We start from the raw sequence: 1,892 nt of genomic DNA, 5'->3' as shown, positions 1-1,892 counted from the left end.
GTGCTGGTGGGGGACATCCGCATCGGGGCCAACGCCCGTATCGGCGCGGGGGCGGTGGTGAGCCGGGACGTGCCGGCGGGGGCCACCGTGGTGGCCCAGCCCCCCCGGATTCTGGAGAGGACGTGAGGAAAATGGAGGAAACGCCGCTGTCTCGGACCGGCCGGGCCTGGCGGGAGGTGGACGGAAGAGCCCTGGCACACAACGCCCGCCTCCTCCAGGGCCTGCTGGCCCCCGGCTGCCGGCTGATGGCGGTGGTGAAAGCGGAGGCCTACGGCCACGGGGCGGTATGGGCGGCCCGGACCCTGGAGGCCCACGGGGTGGACGCCTTCGCGGTGGCCTGTCTGTCCGAGGGGATCGCCCTCCGTCGGGCGGGGATTTCCGGGGTGATCCTGGTGCTGGGGTGGACCCCGCCGGAGCAGGCCCCCCTGCTGGCCGCCTATGGCCTGACCCAGGCGGTGGCCGACGCGGCCCATGGACTGGCCCTCTCCGCCCAGGGGGTGGAGCTGAAGGTCCACCTGGCCCTGGACACCGGGATGCACCGGCTGGGCATCCCGGCGGAGGATACCGCCGCCATCGCCCACATGTTCACCCTGCCCCACCTGAAGGTGGAGGGGATATTCTCCCATTTGTGCGTCTCCGACGGGAGCTCGGAGCAGGACAGGGCCTTTACCGCAAGGCAGCTGGAGGTCTTTTACTGGGCGGCGGAAGAGCTGCGGCGGCGGGGGCTGGACCCGGGGGCGCTCCACATCCAGGCCAGCTACGGCCTGTGCCGCCTGCCGCCCCAGCCCTGCCAGTACGCCCGGCCGGGCATCGCCCTGTACGGCGCGGCCAGCAGTCCCGACCTCCCTCTGGGGGTGGCCGGGCTGGAGCCAGTACTCTCCCTCCGGGCCCGGGTGGTCTCTGTGCGCACCCTCCCCGCTGGGTGCGGCGCGGGGTACGGGCTGGCCTTTCAGGCCATGGAGGACCGGCGGCTGGCGGTGGTGTCCATCGGCTACGCCGATGGACTGCCCCGAGCCCTCTCCCAGCGGGGCGGCCAGGTGCTGCTGGGCGGAACACGGCGCCCCATGGTGGGGCGGATGTGTATGGATCAGCTGCTGGTGGACGTCACCGATGGGCCGGAGGTGGCCGCCGGAGACGTGGCCACCCTCATCGGCCGGGACGGGGGAGCGCGCATCTCCGCCGAGGAGGTGGCCCAGCAATGCGGCACCATCGCCAATGAGCTGCTCTCCCGGCTGGGTCCCCGGCTGCCGGTGGTACCCCTGGTGTAAAAAACAAGAATCCCCTGGCGCACTTGCGCCAGGGGATTCGTTGCAGTTACTCTTTCGGACGGATGGCCACACAGCAGTATTCCTCCGTATAGCTGCCGTCAGGCAGGGTCACCCGGCAGGTGATCACGGCGTCGCCGCACTGGAGGGTGGTAAAACGCACGGCGGGATTTCCCTTGGAGCTGGTGTATTCCTCCAGGGTAAGCAGCTCCGGATGGTCCACGCTCCACTCCACGGTGTAGTCCTTCCCGTAAAAGCGGGTATCACTGTAGACATAGAGCTCGGTGGTGGCGGTGTTGCCAGGGCGCATCAGGATTCCGATTGTGGACATGCCGATGTTGTCCTCAGAGGGCACCACATGGATCGTCATCCGGGTGGTATACCCGTCCTTGGTGGCGGTCAGATAGCCCACACCCACCTGCTTGGCGGTCACCCGACTTCTGTTCGCATCCAGCGTGAGGATATCCGGGCTCTCGTTGACCCAGGTGATGCCATCGTGGGAGATGGAACGGTAATCCGCCCCCACCAGGGTGAGCAGCATGGTTCCATGCTCATAGATCGACACCACCGGGGTGGTAAAGTTCAGCTCCGGAGCCACGTAGTCTACGCTCTGGCTGGGGGTGGGGG

Annotated in this window: 2 protein-coding genes; one reads left to right on the top strand and one right to left on the bottom strand. The window is 68.4% G+C overall.

Going from position 1 to position 1,892, the window contains the following annotated elements:
• Positions 1 to 131: 131 nt before the first annotated feature.
• Positions 132 to 1,268 (top strand): serine racemase VanT catalytic subunit, encoded by a 1,137-nt coding sequence (gene vanT, locus B5F88_RS19270; protein WP_087937029.1) that lies wholly within the window; start codon positions 132 to 134, stop codon positions 1,266 to 1,268.
• A 46-nt stretch (positions 1,269 to 1,314) separates the two neighbouring features.
• Here the strand turns inward: vanT and B5F88_RS20920 are convergent.
• Positions 1,315 to 1,892 (bottom strand): hypothetical protein (locus tag B5F88_RS20920; protein WP_162612257.1); only part of this gene is annotated, 578 nt, incomplete at its 5' end.

Origin of the sequence: Flavonifractor sp. An306 (assembly GCF_002159455.1) — a bacterium.
Lineage (GTDB): Bacteria > Bacillota > Clostridia > Oscillospirales > Oscillospiraceae > Flavonifractor.
Note: the sequence above shows the minus strand (reverse complement) of the source record. Positions and strands in the feature narration are given on the sequence as shown.